Source organism: Streptomyces sp. NPDC047117 (assembly GCF_040643545.1).
In the GTDB taxonomy this organism is placed as follows: domain Bacteria; phylum Actinomycetota; class Actinomycetes; order Streptomycetales; family Streptomycetaceae; genus Streptomyces.
In genome coordinates this window covers 545,870-560,074 of the sequence record NZ_JBEYUN010000002.1, presented here as the reverse complement: position 1 = coordinate 560,074, position 14,205 = coordinate 545,870, and the positions used below count along the sequence as shown (strand labels likewise).

The 14,205-nt window shown below is 72.9% G+C and carries 11 protein-coding genes and 1 pseudogene; 3 read left to right on the top strand and 9 right to left on the bottom strand.

The window, feature by feature from the left end:
• The first annotated feature begins 63 nt into the window (after window positions 1–63).
• Window positions 64–1,014, top strand: coding sequence for a hypothetical protein (locus ABZ840_RS05580; protein WP_361553706.1), 951 nt, complete (start codon window positions 64–66; stop codon window positions 1,012–1,014).
• 81 nt (window positions 1,015–1,095) lie between these two features.
• Here ABZ840_RS05580 and ABZ840_RS05575 read toward each other — a convergent pair whose 3' ends face one another.
• Window positions 1,096–1,626 (bottom strand): MarR family transcriptional regulator, encoded by a 531-nt coding sequence (locus ABZ840_RS05575; protein ID WP_361553703.1) that lies wholly within the window; start codon window positions 1,624–1,626, stop codon window positions 1,096–1,098.
• Between the two features lie 123 nt (window positions 1,627–1,749).
• On the opposite strand from ABZ840_RS05575, the gene ABZ840_RS05570 reads away from it, so the two are divergent.
• Window positions 1,750–2,760 (top strand): ABC transporter ATP-binding protein, encoded by a 1,011-nt coding sequence (locus tag ABZ840_RS05570; protein WP_361553700.1) that lies wholly within the window; start codon window positions 1,750–1,752, stop codon window positions 2,758–2,760.
• A complete protein-coding gene (locus tag ABZ840_RS05565) occupies window positions 2,757–4,394 on the top strand; it encodes an ABC transporter permease (protein WP_361553697.1) in 1,638 nt (545 codons plus the stop codon). Before ABZ840_RS05570 ends, ABZ840_RS05565 begins: the two co-directional genes overlap by 4 nt.
• A 392-nt stretch (window positions 4,395–4,786) precedes the next feature.
• Here the strand turns inward: ABZ840_RS05565 and ABZ840_RS05560 are convergent, their stop codons facing one another.
• From ABZ840_RS05560 to fbaA, 8 genes and pseudogenes are all read right to left on the bottom strand, one after another.
• Window positions 4,787–5,443, bottom strand: coding sequence for a response regulator transcription factor (locus ABZ840_RS05560; RefSeq protein WP_361553694.1), 657 nt, complete (start codon window positions 5,441–5,443; stop codon window positions 4,787–4,789).
• A 398-nt stretch (window positions 5,444–5,841) separates the two neighbouring features.
• Window positions 5,842–7,068, bottom strand: a pseudogene (locus ABZ840_RS05555) (histidine kinase); the annotation flags it as partial.
• A 285-nt stretch (window positions 7,069–7,353) separates the two neighbouring features.
• Complete coding sequence (locus ABZ840_RS05550; protein ID WP_361553691.1) at window positions 7,354–8,568, bottom strand: cytochrome P450; 1,215 nt, start codon at window positions 8,566–8,568, stop codon at window positions 7,354–7,356.
• 96 nt (window positions 8,569–8,664) lie between these two features.
• Window positions 8,665–9,621, bottom strand: a complete 957-nt coding sequence (locus tag ABZ840_RS05545; protein WP_361553688.1) for an alpha/beta hydrolase — start codon at window positions 9,619–9,621, stop codon at window positions 8,665–8,667.
• Window positions 9,622–9,649: 28 nt separating this feature from the next.
• A complete protein-coding gene (kynU, locus tag ABZ840_RS05540) occupies window positions 9,650–10,897 on the bottom strand; it encodes a kynureninase (protein WP_361553945.1) in 1,248 nt (415 codons plus the stop codon).
• A gap of 451 nt (window positions 10,898–11,348) precedes the next feature.
• Entirely contained in the window at window positions 11,349–12,236 is an 888-nt protein-coding gene (locus ABZ840_RS05535) for a tryptophan 2,3-dioxygenase family protein (protein WP_361553685.1), read from the bottom strand.
• Window positions 12,237–12,468: 232 nt separating this feature from the next.
• Window positions 12,469–12,882, bottom strand: a complete 414-nt coding sequence (locus ABZ840_RS05530) for a DUF3151 domain-containing protein (RefSeq protein WP_361553682.1) — start codon at window positions 12,880–12,882, stop codon at window positions 12,469–12,471.
• Between the two features lie 242 nt (window positions 12,883–13,124).
• A complete protein-coding gene (fbaA, locus tag ABZ840_RS05525; protein WP_361553679.1) occupies window positions 13,125–14,147 on the bottom strand; it encodes a class II fructose-bisphosphate aldolase in 1,023 nt (340 codons plus the stop codon).
• Window positions 14,148–14,205 lie beyond the last annotated feature (58 nt).

The window sequence follows — 14,205 nt, the reverse complement described above, 5'->3', positions numbered from 1 at the left end:
GTTTTGCCCCCTTCCCGTCCGAGTCCGTTCCCCGAGAGAACGCAAGCCCTAGGAAGGACCGAGGTGTCGGCTCCAGACCTTGCCGGGCGCTCCCTGCTCGTGGTCATCGACCCGGTCGCCCGCCGTGTGGACGGCGAGTCCGTACGCATCGCCAAGGACGTCCTGTGTGCGGCCGCGACCACGAAGATCTGCTTCCCGGACGACCCCGGAGAATTCGCCCGGGTGCTCGCCCGAAGGGGGCATCGCCGCCCCGTGGTGATCGGCGACGACCGCGCCCTGATGCGCACCGTCGAGCTGCTCCACAAGGAGCGTGAGCTGGCCCGGGTGGCGCTGTCGCTGGTGCCTGTCGGGGCACCGGCCGGGGTGGCGCTGTGCCGGGCGCTGGGCGTCCCCACCGACACCGTGACCGCGGCGCGCGCCGTCCTGGACGGCCAGGAACGCGCCCTCGACCTGCTGTCCGACGACAGCGACGGGATCGTGCTGGGCGGGCTGCGCATCCCGGGCGGCGATCTGGCCGAGCAGCCGGCTCCGGAGCCGTGTGCGGCCGCTGAGGAGCCGGCCGTGCCCGCGCAGCGGTCCTGGTGGGTGCCGGCCGCGCGGACCGCGCGAGCGGCCCTCTCGCTGCTCACGACGCCCGTCCCCGGCGGCGGGGGCCGCGGCCGACGCGGTGAGCGGGTGCTGCCGCGGCTGCGGGTGGAGGCGGACGGCGTGGTGCTGGCGGATCTGGACCGGCCGGTGCACCGGGTGTCGGTCGCGCCGGTGGGGTGCACGGCGGCGCACGGCGCGGAGCCTGGCGACGGGACGGCGTGCGCGTCGCAGGAGCCGGAGGGGATGGCCGAGGTGATCGTGCAGTGGCAGGCAGCGGAGGCGCCGGTACGGGTACGGGCGCGGGCCGTGACGGTGTCCGGACCGGATTTCCGGTACCGGGCCGACGCGGTGATCGGCGGGCCGGTCAGGACGCGGACGTGGACGGTCCAGCCGTCCGCGTGGCGGCTGACCCTGCCCCGGACGTGATCTTGCGGCGGAGGTGACGCTTCTCACGCCCGGGACAGCGGCAACGGAGAGGCCCGAGCGCCCGGTCGCGGGCGCACGCCCTCACCGGGGAAGGCGGCCCTCGTCCTCGGCATCCTGCTGGGCGCGCAGCTGATCGCGGTGCGCCCGCCAGCGCTCCATCATCACCGTCAGCTCCTGCTGCATGAACTCGAAGAACGCGAGGGTCTCGCCGACCCGTCGCCCCGCCGGTGAGCTCTCGCCGAGGCTCTCCACACCCTCGCGCAGCGCGGTCTCCAGGCGGGTCATGTTGCTGTCCTTGCGGGTCAGCGCCTCGTGCCACTGCTCGCTGTGCACCCGGTACCGGTCCCGCCGGGAGCCGGGCTCGCGCTCCCGGCCGACCATGCCGACCTGCGAGAGGTAACGGATCGCACCGGAGACGGCGGCGGGGCTGATGTGCAGCCGCTCGCTGATCTCCGCGGAGGTGAGCACGCCGGAGTCCGAGGCGAGCAGGCAGGAGAACACCCGGGCGGGCATCCGCTGCATCCCCGCGTCCACGAGCTGCGCGGCGAAACGCTCCACGAACTGGGAAATGGCCTCGTCGTCCCGCCGTTCCACCCTCTGCTCCTCGCTCATCTGCTCATCCTCTCCCGAACCCCCGGCGACCGGCGTCGCGCACTCCGGCTCCGCCGCGCGTCCCTCAATTTTATACGCTTCCTTAACTTCACAAATTTGTGAAAGTAGCGTATGTTCAAAATCATGACCACAGCAACCGACCCAGCAGCGGCGGTCCACGTCGCCGGTCTCCACAAGTCGTTCGGGCGCACCCGCGCGCTCGACGGTCTCGACCTCACCGTCACCCCCGGCGAGGTACACGGCTTCCTCGGCCCCAACGGCGCCGGGAAGTCCACCACCATCCGCGTCCTGCTGGGCCTGCTGCGCGCCGACCGAGGAGACGCCCGCCTGCTGGGCAAGGACCCCTGGCACGACGCGGTCGCGCTGCACCGCCGCATCGCGTACGTACCCGGGGACGTGACGCTGTGGCGCAACCTCTCCGGCGGCGAGGTCATAGACCTGTACGGCAGGCTCCGCGGCGGACTCGACAACACCCGCCGGGCGAAGCTGCTGGAGCGGTTCGAGCTCGACCCCACCAAGAAGGGGCGCACCTACTCCAAGGGGAACCGGCAGAAGGTCGCCCTGGTCGCCGCCTTCGCCTCCGACGCCGACCTGCTGATCCTCGACGAACCGACCTCCGGCCTCGACCCGCTGATGGAGGAGGTCTTCCAGGAGTGCGTCCTGGAGGCACGCGACCGCGGGCGCACGGTCCTGCTCTCCAGTCACCTCCTGTCCGAGGTCGAGGCGCTGTGCGACCGGGTCAGCATCATCCGCAAGGGCCGGACCGTGGAGAGCGGCTCCCTCACCGACCTCCGCCACCTCACCCGCACCTCCGTCTCCGCCGAACTGGCCGGCCCGCCCAATGGGCTGTCCCGCCTCCCCGGGGTGCACGACCTCGACGTCCAGGGCAGCCGGGTCCGGCTCCAGGTCGACACCGACAAGCTCGACGCGGTGCTGCGCTCCCTCACCACCACCGGAGTGCGCAGCCTGACGAGCACGCCGCCGACGCTGGAGGAGCTGTTCCTGCGGCACTACCAGGACGAGTTGGGCGACGAACCGGGCAATGGGGGCCGTCCCGCCGCCGACGGCACGGCCGCTGCCGCCGAGGCCCCCGGCACCACCACGTCCGAAGCCGAAGGGGTGACCTCGCGATGACCGCCGTGCTCGCCGGGCCCACCACCCGGAGCGGGAGCCGCGACCTGGCCGGCACCGGCACCCTGCTGCGTCTCGCGCTGCGCCGCGACCGGCTGATGATCCCCCTGTGGGTACTGCTGCTCGGCATGACGATGGCCAGCCTCGGCGGCTCCTTCGAGGCGCTGTACGACACCGCGGCCAAACGCGCCGAGCTGGCCCACTCGATGAACGCCAACGCCTCGATGCGCGCGCTGTACGGGCCGGTGTTCGGCGACTCGATCGGCGGGCTGGTCGCCTGGCGGATGGCCGGCTTCGGGGCAGTGCTCGCCGCCGTGATGAGCCTGCTGATCGTCGTACGGCACACCAGGGAAGAAGAGGAGACGGGCCGTCAGGAGCTGCTGTCGGCCGCCATGGTCGGCCGCCGCGCGCCGATCACCGCCGCACTGCTGACCGCGCTCCTCGCCAACGCCGCGCTGACCCTGGTCATCGCCGCCGGACTCACCGCGTCCGGCCAGCCGGCAGCGGGATCGCTGGCACTGGGCCTGGCCGTCGGCGGCAGCGGCATCTTCTTCGCGGGCGTCGCCACCATCGCCGCCCAGCTCACCGAGAGCGCCCGGCTCGCCAAGGGACTGACGGGCGTGGTCGTGGGCCTCGCCTTCGTCCTGCGGGCCGCGGGCGATGCCGCGACCGCCGATGGCTCCTCGCCCCTGACCTGGATATCGCCGATCGGCTGGTCCCAGCATCTGCGTGCCTACGCCGGCGAACGCTGGTGGGTGCTGCTGCTGTTGGCCGCCGGCACCGTCCTCACGGCCTGCGCGGGGTACGCACTGACCGCTCGGCGCGACATCGGGATGAGCTTCCTGCCCGCACGACCGGGACCTGCCCGCGCGCCGGCTTCGCTGAACGGTGCGTTCGGCCTCGCCTGGCGGCTGCAGCGCATGACACTGCTCGGCTGGGCGGTCGGATTCGCGGTGGCCGGCGGGGTGTTCGGCGGGATCGCCGACGGTGCCTCCGACATGGTCGGCGACAACGAACAGACCCGCCGGATCCTGGAACGGATGGGCGGCGCCCAGGCGCTGACCGACACGTTCCTGGCCACGATGGTCGGCATGCTCGGGATGGTCGCGGCCCTCTACGCGACGGGCGCGGTGCTGCGGCTGCGCGCGGAGGAGACCGGCGACCGGGCCGAACCGGTACTGGCCTGCGCGGTCGGGCGGTTGCGCTGGACGGCGAGCCACCTGCTGATCGCTTTCCTCGGCACGGCCGTGGTGCTGGCGGCCGGCGGAGTGGGACTGGCGATCGGGTACGGGAACACCGTCGGCGACATGGGCGGACGGTTCGGCTCGATCATGGGTGCGGCGCTGGCACAGATACCGGCGGTCTGGGTCCTGACCGGGCTCGCCACGTTCCTGTTCGGCGTCCTCCCGAAGTGGACGACGGCGGCCTGGGGGCTGGTCGGCGCGTCCTTGGCCCTCGGCTGGATCGGCCCCGCGCTCGACCTCGCGCAGTGGGCGATGGACCTCTCCCCCTTCAGCCACCTCCCGAAGCTCCCGGGCGGCGACGTGACGGCACCCCCCTTCCTGTGGCTACTGCTGATCGCCGCCGTGAGCACGGCCATCGGCCTGGTGGGGGTGAGGCGCCGGGACATGGGGTGACGACGGGACGTGGGCGACCTTTGAGGGCGGCCCATGGGAGCGGCTCACGGGGGCGGCCCACGGGAGCGGCTCACGGGGGGAGGCCGGGGGCGGGCGCCCGGGGGAGGACGCAGGGGCGGGCCCGGGTACGGGGGTGGGGCCCCGCCCCTCATCGGCCTCTCCTTACACCTCCCACGGGTGCTCGCTCGCTGACCCACAGCGATATCCACACCCTGTGGATATCGTTCGAGGTTTCAGCGGCCGGCGGTCCCTGGAGGGGGCGCGAGTGGGGGGATGGGAGTGGGAGGCGGGAGTTGGGGAGGGGTGGGTGTGGGAGTGGGGGTGGCGGGGTGGGGGGGAGGGGGTGGGGGGAGGGAAAGAGGAAGGGTCGGAGTCCTGCGGCAGGGGGCGGCTCAGAGGCCCGGTGTCACCAGGCCGGTTTCGTAGGCGAAGACGGCGGCCTGGGTGCGGTCGCGGAGGCCCAGCTTCACCAGGATGCGGCTCACATGCGTCTTGATCGTGGATTCGGCGATGACGAGATGGGCGGCGATCTCACCGTTCGACAGGCCCTGGGCGACCAGTACCAGGACCTCCGTCTCCCGTTCCGTGAGGTCGCCGACGCGGTCCTGGGCGGGCGGCCGGGGCGTGCCCAGCCGGGAGAACTCCGAAATCAGCCGCTTGGTGACGGTCGGCGCGAGGAGCGCTTCGCCGGACGCGACGATCCGTACGCCCTCGGCCAGCTGGCCGGCGGAGGCGTCCTTGAGGAGGAAGCCGCTGGCTCCCGCGCGAAGCGCTTGGTAGACGTACTCGTCCAGGTCGAACGTGGTCAGGACCAGCACCTTGGCGTCCGCGTCGGCGGCGACGATCTCGCGGGTGGCGTCGAGGCCGTTGACCTCCGGCATGCGGATGTCCATCAGGACGACGTCCGGGCGGAGTGCGGCGACCTGTTCGACCGCGTCGCGGCCGTTCACCGCCTCGCCGACGACCTCGATGTCCGGCATCGCGTTGAGGAGGACCGAGAAGCCCTCGCGGACCATCACCTGGTCGTCGACGATCAGGACTCTGATCATTCCTGCGGCCTCTCCGGCGAGGTGTTGGTGTCCGGCTTGTTCAGCGACACGGTGGGCTGGGACGGGTCAGTGGGCTGGGAGGCAGCGGGTGGGCGAGCGGTGGGGTACCGCGGAGTGGGGCGCCGCATCGGGCGGGTGAGGGATGGCGACGGCTCCTTCGTATCAGAAGACGCGGGCGTTCCCGTCGCACCGAGGCCGGACGGTCCCCGTCCCTGGTCGCGAGTTTCTCCGGTCTCCCTCGGGGCTTTGGTCTCCCTTGGGACTCCGGTCTCCCTCGGGGCTCCGGTCTCCCTCGGGGCTTTGGTCTCCCTCGGGGCTCTGGTCTCCCTCAGGGCTCCGGTCTCCCTCGGGGCTCCGGTCGTCGCCGACGAGTCGGACGGTTCCGGGGTGGGGGCTGCCGGGAGGAAGACCGTGACCTCGTAGCCGCCGTCCTCTGTCGGGCCGTTGGTCATCTCGCCGTTGAGCATGCCGACGCGTTCGTGCATGCCGAGGACGCCGTGGCCCGCGCCGGGCGAGGGCTTGGCCAGGCGGTTCGCAGGGCCGTTGACGATACGGAGGCCGAGACCGCCGAGGACGTACGCGACTTCCACCCGGGCCTCGGCGCCCGGCGCGTGCCGCAGGGCGTTGCTCAGCGCCTCCTGGATGATCCGGTACGCCGACAGTTCGACGCCCTGCGGCAGTTGCCGTACCGCGCCGGTGACGACGGCCGTGACGTCGAGCCCCGTACCGCGCACGCTGTCCAGCAGTCCGTCCAGGTCGGCGAGGGTGGGCTGCGGGGCCTCGGGGCCGGCGAAGGCGTCCGGGTCCTCGGAGCGCACGACGCCGAGGATGCGCCGCAGTTCGGTGAGCGCGGCCACGGCGTTCTCGCGGATGGTCGAGAAGGCGGTGACCAGTTCGGGAGGCGTGTCGGTCACCCGGTACGGCGCGGCCTCCGCCTGGATCGCGATCACCGACATGTGGTGCGCGACGACGTCGTGCAGCTCGCGGGCGATGGTCGCGCGCTCTTCCAGCGTGGTACGCCGCGACCGCTCCACCGCGGTGACCGTACGGGTCTCCTCGACCTGCTGCCGTTCCTCGCGCCACGCGCGGACGGCCGCGGCCGCCAGCAGCACGACCCCGCTCGCCACCGCCACCTGCGGCAGCAGGGAGGTGTCGGAACCGAGGATGGCGGTGCCGGGCGTGAGCACGGCGAACGTCACCGTCCACATCGCCGCCGCCAGGCGGGGCCGGGTACGCAGGACGACCAGGGTCATCGTCGCGAGGTGCCCCATGACGGCGAGCCCCCAGGCGCCTCCGCCGCCGCCCAGCATCCCGAAGCACACGGCCAGCAGCGACACCCAGAACGCCCCCACCGGGCGGACGAGTGTCATCGCCGTCGGGCCCGCCACGAGCACGCCGAAGATCAGCGTGAACAGTGACGGCCCGATGGGGCTCACCTCCATGGCGATCATCAGCAGCACGAAGGCGTAGCCGAGAACCACCGCGTGCGGTGTCCAGCGCAGACAGCGGCCCACCCGGGGCGGCAGCCACGGCACCAGGGCCGCCACCCGGTCGGCGTCCAGCGGGGGCAGCGGGCGGAAGGCGAAGGGGTGGGAGAACAGGTCGCGGCGGAGGCCGCTCAGCACGCCGCTCACGATGCGCGCTTCGGGGTTCGGGCCGGTCCGGGCGTACCCGGCATCGCCCTGCTTCCGGCGGGTGCCGTCCACAAACTGAGGAGTCTCGTTCACGCACACCACCGTATGTACGGGGGCGGTCGGCGGCGTCCGGCCCGATGGGGATCTGTGCGGGTCCGTCTCAAGTACTACATGCCACCGGCGGCGCCCGGCCCGCCGCCTCAGCTCCCCTGACCCCTGCCCCTGACCCCTGCCCCTGGCCCCCGGCACCGGCGCCCGGAGGCCCGGCGCTCCCCCTCAAACCTCCACCAGGAGTTCCTGTACCCCCCTGATCACGAAGTTCGGCTTCCAGGTGGGCTCGGTGGTGAGGCGGAGGGTGGGGGCGGCACGGAGCAGGGCGCCGAAGGAGGCGGCCAGTTCGAGGCGCGCGAGCGGGGCGCCCAGGCAGTAGTGGATGCCCGCGCCGAGGGCGACGTGCGGGTTGTCCGGGCGGGAGAGGTCCAGCTCCTCCGGCCGGTCGAAGCGCGCCGGGTCGCGGTTGGCCGCGCCGAAGAGGAGGGCGACCTCCGCGCCGCGCGGGATGACCGTGCCGTCGAGCTCGATCTCGTCGAGCACCCAGCGTTCGAAGAGCTGGAGCGGAGTGGCGTACCGCAGCAGTTCCTCGATGGCGGTGGGGAGCAGCGCGTCCGGGGCCGCGCGGAGTGCGGCGAGCTGTCCGGGGTTCCGGAAGAGGGCGAGCCAGCCGTTGGTGGTGGTGTTGACGGTGGCTTCGTGGCCGGCGTTGAGGAGCAGCGCGCAGGTGGAGATCATTTCCTGTTCGGTCAGCCGGTCGCCCTCGTCGTGGGCGGCGATCAGGCCGCTGATCAGGTCTTCGCCCGGCTCCTTGCGCCGGGCGGCGATGAGTTCGCGGAGGTAGGCGGAGAATTCGAGGGACGCCTCCACCGCGCGGTGTGCCGTCTCCTCCGGCGGGTTCAGCTCGTACATGCCGCAGATGGCACCGGACCAGGGGCGCAGCAGGTGGCGGTCGGCCTCGGGGATGCCGAGCATCTCGGCGATGACCGCGACCGGGAGGGGTTCGGCGACCGCGGTCAGCAGGTCACCGCCGCCCGCCGCGACGAAGTCGTCGACGAGTCCCTCGGCCAGTGCACGGACGACAGGGACCAGCTGCTCGACGGTGCGGGGCGTGAACGCCTTGGACACCAGACGGCGCAGCCGGGTGTGGTCGGGGACTTCCGTGTCGAGCAGGGAGTTGCTGTTGAGGGCGTGGAAGGGCTCGTGTGCGGGTGGGGGCGGGGTGCGGCCGAATTCCTCGTGGGTGAAGCGGTGCAGGTAGGTGCGGCCGAGGCGGCGGTCCCGCAGGAGTGCGCCGACGTCGGCATGGTGCGGTACGAGCCACTGGTCGGAGGGCGGGAAGTAGTGCACGCGGCCGGCGGTGCGCAGTTCGGCGAGGCCGGGGTAGGGGTCGGCGACGAACTCGGGTGACCAGGGGGCGAATGCGGCTACGTCTGCCATGGGGGGACGGTACCGCCGGGGGCGGCCCGCGGGTCAGGGGCCGTACAGCCGGATTCCCCGCCGGTCAGGGGCCGGTACGGCCGGATTGCCCGTCGGTCAGGGGCCGGTACGGCCGGATTGCCCGTCGCGCGGGGCGACTTCCGGGGCGGCTCCCGGAGCTGCTCGCGCGGCGGTGCGCAGCGCCTCGCGCAGTGCTTCGCGCAGCGCGGCGAAGGCGTCCGTGCCCGGTGTGACGGCGGCGTAGTGCCCCACGCCGGGCAGTTCACGCAGCTCGACGAGGGCCGCGCCGTCGGCGTGCGCCGCCACGTACCGCCGCGACAGTTCCACCGGTACGTCGGGGTCGTCCGTGCCGTGCAGGAGCGTCACCGGTACGCGGGGTGTCAGCCGTACGGGGTCGGTCTCGGCGATGCGCGCCGTCAGCTCCGCCGACGTGAGCGGTGCGGGCATGCCGCTGCTCAGGAACTCCGCCACCGCGCCGTCGCTCAGGCCCAGTTCGTGGGCGCGGGCGAGGTCGGCGACCGGGGCGAGGGCGACGGCCGCGGTGATGGGGCCGGGGCGCGCGGCGGCCCAGAGGGCGAGGTGGCCGCCGGCGGAGTGGCCGGCGACGAGCACGGGGGTGCCCGCGGGAACCTCGGCGGCCGCCGCTCGTACCGCGTGGGTCACGTCGTCGAACGTCTGCGGGAGGCCGCCGCCTCCGCCCGCGCGGCGGTACTCGGCGAGCGCGACGTACAGGCCGTGCCGGGCCAGCGCGGCGGCCGCCGGGGACAGGTGCGTACGGTCGTAGGCCACGCGCCAGAAGCCGCCGTGCAGCAGCACGACCAGCGGCGCGGCCCGGCCGTCGGCCGGCAGAGCAGGCACCGTGGCCGACGCGTCGGATGCCGTGGCCGGCGGCCGGTACAGGTCGACGACCTGGTCCGGATGGCCGCCGTAGACGAGGCGGTCGTCCGGCGCGACGGGCAGGAGGCCCAGCAGCGCGGCCTCCTCACCCCCCGCCAAGCCCTCCACGGCTTCCCCGTCCACCGCCACGGCCTCGTCCCGCGCCGGGTCGTTCATGTCGTGACCGGCCCCTGTTCCGAATCGCTCATGTCGTGACCGGCCCCTGTTCCGGGCCGCCCGCGGCGACCGCGGAGGCGCTGCCGTCGCCGGGGACGTACGCCACGATCTCGGCGAGGGTCCGGGCGGCGTGTTCCGCGTCGGCGAAGGAGGTGTAGAGCGGGGTGAAGCCGAAGCGCAGCACGTCGGGGTGGCGGAAGTCGCCGATCACACCGTGCCGGATCAGTTCGCCCATCACCTCGGCGGCCCCGGCGCACTCCAGCGCGACCTGGCTGCCGCGTTCGTCGTGCCGTTCCGGGGTCACCGACCGCACCCGGCCGCGGGGCACGTAGGCCCGTACGCAGGCGAGGAAGAAGTCGGTGAGCGCGAGGCTCTTGGCGCGTACGTCCTCGATGGCGACGCCCTCCCAGACCTCCAGCGCGGCTTCCAGGGCGAGCAGCGAGAGGATGTCCGGGGTGCCGACGCGGCCGCGTTCGACGCCCGGTGCGGGGGTGTACTCGGGGTCCATGCCGAAGGGGTCGGCGTGGGAGTTCCAGCCGGGGAGCGGTGAGTCGAAGCGCGGCTGGTGCTCGGCCCGGATGTACAGGTAGGCGGGGGCGCCGGGGCCGCCGTTGAGGTACTTGTACGTGCAGCCGACCGCGAGGTCCACGCCGTGCGCGTCCAGGTCGACGGGCAGGGCGCCCGCGCTGTGGCACAGGTCCCAGACGGCGAGGGCGCCCGCTTCGTGCAGGGCGGCGGTGATGCCGGGCAGGTCGTTGAGCCGCCCGCTGCGGTAGTCGACGTGGTTGACCAGCGCGGCGGCGGTACGGTCGGACGCTTCGACGGGCATCAGCGCGGCTTCGACGGGGCGCAGCGTGCAGCCGGTGAGGCGGGCGGCGGACTGGGCGATGTAGCCGTCGGTCGGGAAGGTCGCGGCGTCGACGAGGATCTCGTCCCGCCGTACGCCGTTGGCCGCCGGGCCGGCCTCGTCCGCCATGCGTACGGCGGCGACCAGGGCCTTGAAGACGTTGATGCTGGTGGAGTCGCCGACCACGACCTGGCCGGGGGCGGCGCCGAGGAGCGGGGCGATACGGTCGCCGATCCGTTCGGGCGCGGTCCACCAGCCGGATTCCGACCAGGAGCGGATGCGCAGCTCGCCCCATTCGCGGGAGATGACCTCGCGGACCCGCTCGGGGACCGCGTGCGGGAGCGCGCCGAGGGAGTTGCCGTCGAGGTAGACCGCCTCGTCGAGCACGAACTCCGTGCGCTTGCCGCGCAGCGGGTCGTCGGCGTCCATGCGCGCGGCGTGGGCGGCGAAGTCGTCGCGGACGGCTGCCGCGGCCACGGCGTGGCCGGACAGGGTGCCGGCGATGTCTGCCATGTCGGCCGAGGCGGGCGGATCGATTCTGTTGGTGGTCGCGCCACCCTCGGTGCTCTGGTTCTGCTGCACGTCGTCACCCTCCGCCGCTGCCCGGCCGTATCGCTGTGTGGTGCGGGGCCGCTCGTCTCCGGTCTCCTCGCGCTGTCGTGCGGGGCCCGGCCGCGTCGCTGTGTCCTGGGGGCCGGGGCCGTTCGGGCCCGGTCCGCCGGAGCGGTTCGAGCCCCGTCCATCCGGGCCCGGCCCACCCGGCTCCTCACCGGTCGCGCCGGGCCGGCCGATGGCGGCCGACCCGTCGATGGCAACCGGCCGCTCGGTCACGGGTGCCCCGTCCGGCGGGGTCGAGTACCGCTGTCGGGCGGTCGGCCGGTCAGACATGGCTCCGGGCCGTCCACAGCTCCGGGAAAACGTTCTTGCGGGCCCGCTTCTCCAGCCAGGCCACACCGGCCGAACCGCCGGTGCCCATCTTCGCGCCCATCGCCCGGCGGGTGGCGACCAGATGGTCGTTGCGCCATCGCCACACCAGTTCGGCGACGTCGGTGAGGACCTCGCCGAGCGCGATCAGCTCGCTCCGCGGGTCGCCCGCGTAGACCTCGGCCCAGGCGGCCTCGACGGCGGCGTTCGGCTCGTACTTGAGCGTGGGGTCGCGGTGCAGGACGGACACCGGGACGGCGTATCCGCGGCGGTCCAGCAGCCGCAGCACCTCGTCCCACAGGCTCGGCTCGTGCAGCGCCTTCTCCAGCTCGGCGTACTCACGGGGCGCGCCGCGGTGCGGGACGAGCATGGACGCGGACTTCTCGCCGAGCAGGAACTCCAGCCGCCGGTACATCGCGGACTGGAAGCCGGAGCCGTCGCCGAGGGCGCCGCGGTAGGCGTTGAACTGCGCGGGGGTCAGCCGGGCCAGCGGCTTCCACGCGGCGTTGAGCGCTTCCAGCTCGTACGTGGAGCGGCGCAGCGCGTCGATCGCGGTGGGCAGGTCGTCGCCGCGCAGGGCCTGGGCCGCGGTGTGCCACTCGTGGACGATGACGGTGAACCACAGCTCCATGACCTGGGTGGTCACCAGGAAGGCCATCTCTCCGGGGTCGTCGGAGAGCAGGTGCTGGGAGTGCGTGAGCAGCTCCGCCTGGACATAGTCCTCGTACGGCGTGGTGCCCGCGAAGTCGAGATTCGGGTCCGCCTCGGCCCGGCCGCCGACCGGGCAGCGCGGGGCCGGCTCCGGGGACGGGGACGCCTGGGACGCTGATGACGAGTACGACATCAGGAACTCCTCGTGATGCATGCCTCCGGGTAGCGGTCCGCCCCTTCCTGTCGGCATCGGAGCCCCGGTCCCCTCGTCAGGTCCGGCTCACCGGACCTGTTGCGCATCTTCCGCAACTCTCCAGGGTTTGGCAAGGGCAGCCCCGGCCGACTCGCGGGGCCCGAACCGGCTCGGGACCGGCCGGAAAATGGCGCCGGCCGGTCCCGAGCGGGTCGTCTCCCGGGTGGGTACCTCAGGAGAGCGTGTCGGCGGCGGTCGGCGAGGACTCGCGCAGGAAAGTCGTGCAGCGCTCGTACTCCTCCTGCTCGCCGATCGCCTGGGCGGCGCGGGCGAGCGCGTGCAGCGCCCGCAGGAAGCCGCGGTTCGGCTCGTGCTCGAACGGGACCGGGCCATGGCCCTTCCAGCCGGCCCGGCGCAGCGAGTCCAGGCCGCGGTGGTAGCCCGTGCGGGCGTACGCGTAGGACTCGACGGTCCGGCCGGCCTGGAAGGCGTCGTCCGCCAGCTGTGCCCAGACCAGCGAGGACGCCGGGTACTTCGCGGCGACGTCGGCCGGAGCGGTGCCCGCGGCGAGCAGCTCGCGGGGCTCCGGGTCGTCGGGCAGATGGGTCGGGGGCGGTCCCCCGAGCAGGTTCTCGTGAATGGCCATGAGTCCAAGTCTGCCTGGTCCGTGCGGCGGGCGGTGCCTCGGAGGTGGCCGTTCGGCCGGGCGCACGGAGGATCGTCCACGCGCGCAGCGGCCCCGGCCGCACCACCGTGTGCGGCGCCCGGCCCCCAGGGCCCCGGCACGCCGAAGGGCCCCGTACGCATGATCCTCTGCGTACGGGGCCCTTCGCTGCTCTTCGGCGTGCTCTGCCGCAGGCGCCGGTGCTGTGCGGCGCCGCGCCGGAGTTACTTGATCTTGGTGCCGGTGGAGCGCAGGTTGGCGCAGGCCTCGGTGACGCGCTTGGCCATGCCGGCCTCGGCCAGCTTGCCCCAGCTGCGCGGGTCGTAGACCTTCTTGTTGCCGACCTCGCCGTCGACCTTCAGGACGCCGTCGTAGTTGCGGAACATGTGGTCCGCGATCGGGCGGGTGAAGGCGTACTGGGTGTCGGTGTCGAGGTTCATCTTCACGACGCCGTTCTCCAGCGCGGTGGCGATCTCCTGCTCGGTGGAGCCGGAGCCGCCGTGGAAGACGAAGTCGAACGGGGCCTGCTTGCCGTACTTGGCGCCGACGCCCTCCTGGAGGTCCTTGAGGAGCTCGGGGCGGAGGACGACGTTGCCCGGCTTGTAGACGCCGTGCACGTTGCCGAAGGAGGCGGCGAGCAGGTAGCGGCCCTTCTCGCCCAGGCCCAGCGCCTCGGCGGTGCGGATCGCGTCGTCGACGGTGGTGTACAGCTCGTCGTTGATCTCGTGGGTGACGCCGTCCTCCTCGCCACCGGTCGGGGTGATCTCGACCTCAAGAATGATCTTGGCGGCGGCGGCCTTGGCCAGCAGCTCCTGGCCGATGGAGAGGTTGTCGGCAAGGTTCTCGGCCGAGCCGTCCCACATGTGGGACTGGAAGAGCGGGTTCTCGCCCTTGGCCACGCGCTCGGCGGAGATGTCGATCAGCGGGCGGACGTAGCCGTCCAGCTTGTCCTTGGGGCAGTGGTCGGTGTGCAGCGCGACGGTGATGCCGTACTTCGCGGCCACGACGTGCGCGAACTCGGCCAGGGCGACGGCGCCGGTCACCATGTCCTTGCTGTACTGGCCGCCCAGGAACTCCGCACCGCCCGTGGAGATCTGGATGATGCCGTCACTCTCGGCCTCGGCGAAACCGCGCAGCGCCGCGTGCAGCGTCTGGGTCGAGGTCACGTTGATGGCCGGGTAGGCGAACTTGCCTGCCTTCGCCCGGTCGAGCATCTCGTTGTAGATCTCGGGGGTTGCGATGGGCATCTGTCCGCTCCTTGTGTGTGCGGGTACCGGGTACGTTCTGGGCCCTGACCAGGGGGCG

Coding starts and splice junctions, on each gene's coding strand:
- ABZ840_RS05575 (WP_361553703.1), bottom strand. CDS start 1,626: ATGAGCGAGGAGCAGAGGGTGGAACGGCGGGACGACGAGGCCATTTCC.
- ABZ840_RS05570 (WP_361553700.1), top strand. CDS start 1,750: ATGACCACAGCAACCGACCCAGCAGCGGCGGTCCACGTCGCCGGTCTC.
- ABZ840_RS05565 (WP_361553697.1), top strand. CDS start 2,757: ATGACCGCCGTGCTCGCCGGGCCCACCACCCGGAGCGGGAGCCGCGAC.
- ABZ840_RS05560 (WP_361553694.1), bottom strand. CDS start 5,443: ATGATCAGAGTCCTGATCGTCGACGACCAGGTGATGGTCCGCGAGGGC.
- ABZ840_RS05550 (WP_361553691.1), bottom strand. CDS start 8,568: ATGGCAGACGTAGCCGCATTCGCCCCCTGGTCACCCGAGTTCGTCGCC.
- ABZ840_RS05545 (WP_361553688.1), bottom strand. CDS start 9,621: ATGAACGACCCGGCGCGGGACGAGGCCGTGGCGGTGGACGGGGAAGCC.
- kynU (WP_361553945.1), bottom strand. CDS start 10,897: ATGGACGCCGACGACCCGCTGCGCGGCAAGCGCACGGAGTTCGTGCTC.
- ABZ840_RS05535 (WP_361553685.1), bottom strand. CDS start 12,236: ATGTCGTACTCGTCATCAGCGTCCCAGGCGTCCCCGTCCCCGGAGCCG.
- ABZ840_RS05530 (WP_361553682.1), bottom strand. CDS start 12,882: ATGGCCATTCACGAGAACCTGCTCGGGGGACCGCCCCCGACCCATCTG.
- fbaA (WP_361553679.1), bottom strand. CDS start 14,147: ATGCCCATCGCAACCCCCGAGATCTACAACGAGATGCTCGACCGGGCG.